Origin of the sequence: Acidisphaera rubrifaciens HS-AP3, assembly GCF_000964365.1 — a bacterium.
GTDB classification, from domain to species: domain Bacteria; phylum Pseudomonadota; class Alphaproteobacteria; order Acetobacterales; family Acetobacteraceae; genus Acidisphaera; species Acidisphaera rubrifaciens.
The window spans coordinates 1-2,349 of sequence record NZ_BANB01000771.1 but is presented as its reverse complement, the minus strand read 5'-3'; the positions used below and the strand labels follow the sequence as shown (position 1 = coordinate 2,349).

Here is a 2,349-nt window from a genome sequence, read left to right as displayed (position 1 = left end):
GCGGATGCCGTGCCCGGCGAGATGCGCCGCGACGGCGTCCCAGTCGAGCGGCGCGCCCTGCGCCAGCGATTCGATGTCGGTCATTCCCCTCTCCGTCCGGCAGCCGCCCCGTCGGCCATCGAGCCCGTCGGCCATTCACCCCGTCGGTGATCCAACCGGCCGCCGCGGCTACATCGCCAGATAGCGGCTGCGGATCGCCTCGTCGTGGCGGAGGGTTTCGATGTCGGCCTCGTGCACCACGTGCCCCTTGTCGATGATGACGGCGTGGCTGGCCAGCCCCAGGCAGAAATGCATGTTCTGCTCGGCGAGCAGGACGGTGGCGCCGGCGTCGCGCAGGCCGCGCAGCAGGTCGCCGATGCGCGCGACGACGATCGGCGCCAGCCCCTCGCTCGGCTCGTCGAGGAGCAGGATGCGCGGGTTGCCCATCAGCGCGCGGGCGATCGCCAGCATCTGCTGCTCGCCGCCCGACAGCCGCCCGGCGGCGCGGCCGCGCAGGCGTTCCAGCAGCGGCAGCGCCTCCCAGATGCGCGGGACGGTCCAGTGATCCTCGCCCGCCGGGCCGCGCTTGGCGGCGATTTCCAGGTTGTCCTGCACCGTGTGGTCGGGGAAGACCTGCCGGTCCTCCGGCACGAAGGCGAGGCCGAGGCGGGCGGCGAGATAGGGCGGGCTGCCTGCGATGTCGCGGCCGCCGAGTCGGATGGTGCCGGCGCGCGGCGGGGCGAGGCCGGCGATCGCCTTCATCGTCGTGCTCTTGCCGGCGCCGTTGCGGCCGAGCAGCGCCATGGTCTGCCCCTCGCGCAGGGTGAAGCCGACGCCGAACAGGATCTGGCTCGCGCCGTAGAAGACGTCGAGCCCCTCGACCGTAAGGGCTGCAGGCGTAAGGGCGGGCGGCGTCATGCCGCGTCCGCCCCGGCGTGCGGGGTGCCGAGATAGGCCTCGATCACCGCCGGGTTGGCGCGGATGTCGTCGGGCGTGCCCTCGGCCAGCACACGCCCGTAACACAGGACGCGGATCGTCTGGGCGATGCGGAAGACGATGTCCATGTCGTGCTCGATGAAGACGAGGGTGAGGCCGACCTGCCGCCAGAGGCGCTGCACCCGCTCGATCATGCGCCAGCGCTCGTCCGGCCCCATGCCGGCGGTCGGCTCGTCGAGCAGCAGCACGCGCGGCTCCAGCGCCAGCGCGAGCGCGATGTCGAGCAGCTTCTGGTCGCCATGCGACAGGTTGGCGGAGATGGTGTCCGCGTGTTCGGCGAGGCCGAGCATGTCGGCCACTTCCAGCGCGCGGGCGCGCGCACCCGGCGGCGGGTAGCGGCGCAGCATCCCGGCCGCCTGCCCGCGATGGGCGGCGACGGCGCCGACCAGGTTCTCGGCGACCGTGAGGGTGGGAAAGAAGCTCGCCACCTGGAACGCGCGGCCGATGCCGGCGCGCACGATCGCCGCCCGCGACAGGCCGGTGATCTCCGCCCCGTCGAGGCGCACATGCCCCGAATCGGGCACCAGCGCGCCCGAGATCAGGTTGAAGAAGGTGCTCTTGCCCGCCCCGTTCGGCCCGATCACGGCGGTGAGCGAGCCGGTCTCGAAGGCGAGGGTGACGCCGTCGATCGCGGCGACGCCGCCGAAGCGCTTGGTCAGACCCTCGACCGACAGCATCCCCCGGCCTCAGGCGTTGCCGGGCGCGCGCAGGCCGCCATAGGTGGCCCAGGAGGGGGCGACCAGCCAGCCGCAATCGACCGGCAAGGTGACGCCGGTGATCGCCGAGGCGTCGTCCGAGCACAGGAAGGCGACGGCGCGCGCCACCTCGTCGGTCGAGACGAGCCGGCCCATGGCGGCGGTCGCGATCAGGTTGGCGGGGTCGCGTTCGCCCCGGTCGATCGCCGCCTGCAGCGCGGGGGTCCGGGTGAAGCCGGGCGAGACGGCGTTGACGCGCACGCCGGCCGGGCCCCATTCGGCGGCGAGGCATTGGGTGATGGAGATCACCGCCGCCTTGGCCGGGGCATAGGCGTGCAGCGGCATCGAGCGCATGCCGGCGACGGAGGCGATGTTGACGATCGCGCCGCGGCGGCGGGCGACCATCGGCTGGCCGAACACGGCGCAGGCCAGATAGGTGCCGCGCTGGTCGATGTGGACGACGCGATCATAGGTGTCCATCGCCAGTTCCGACGGGCGCAGCGGCACCTGCAGCACGCCCGCGCTGTTGACGAGGATCGACGCCTCGCCCCACTCCGCCGCGAGCCGGGCCGCGGCGTCGCGCAGGCTCGTCTCGTCGCCCACGTCGGCGCGGATGGCAAGGCCGCCGACCTCGCGCGCCAGCGCCTCCGCCATGCCCATGTTGACGTCGAGCACGGCG

At 73.3% G+C, this 2,349-nt stretch carries 3 protein-coding genes; all 3 read right to left on the bottom strand.

All coding sequences use genetic code 11. From position 1 onward, the window contains the following. Positions 1–168: 168 nt before the first annotated feature. The gene (locus B8460_RS17485) at positions 169–897 is read right to left on the bottom strand and encodes an ABC transporter ATP-binding protein (protein WP_048862903.1); all 729 of its coding nucleotides are present in this window, start codon (positions 895–897) and stop codon (positions 169–171) included. After that, positions 894–1,652, bottom strand: coding sequence for an ABC transporter ATP-binding protein (locus B8460_RS17480; RefSeq protein ID WP_048862902.1), 759 nt, complete (start codon positions 1,650–1,652; stop codon positions 894–896). The genes B8460_RS17485 and B8460_RS17480 overlap by 4 nt, the downstream gene beginning before the upstream one ends. A gap of 9 nt (positions 1,653–1,661) precedes the next feature. After that, the coding region (locus tag B8460_RS17475) for an SDR family NAD(P)-dependent oxidoreductase (protein WP_048862901.1) at positions 1,662–2,349 on the bottom strand (688 nt) is incomplete at its 5' end.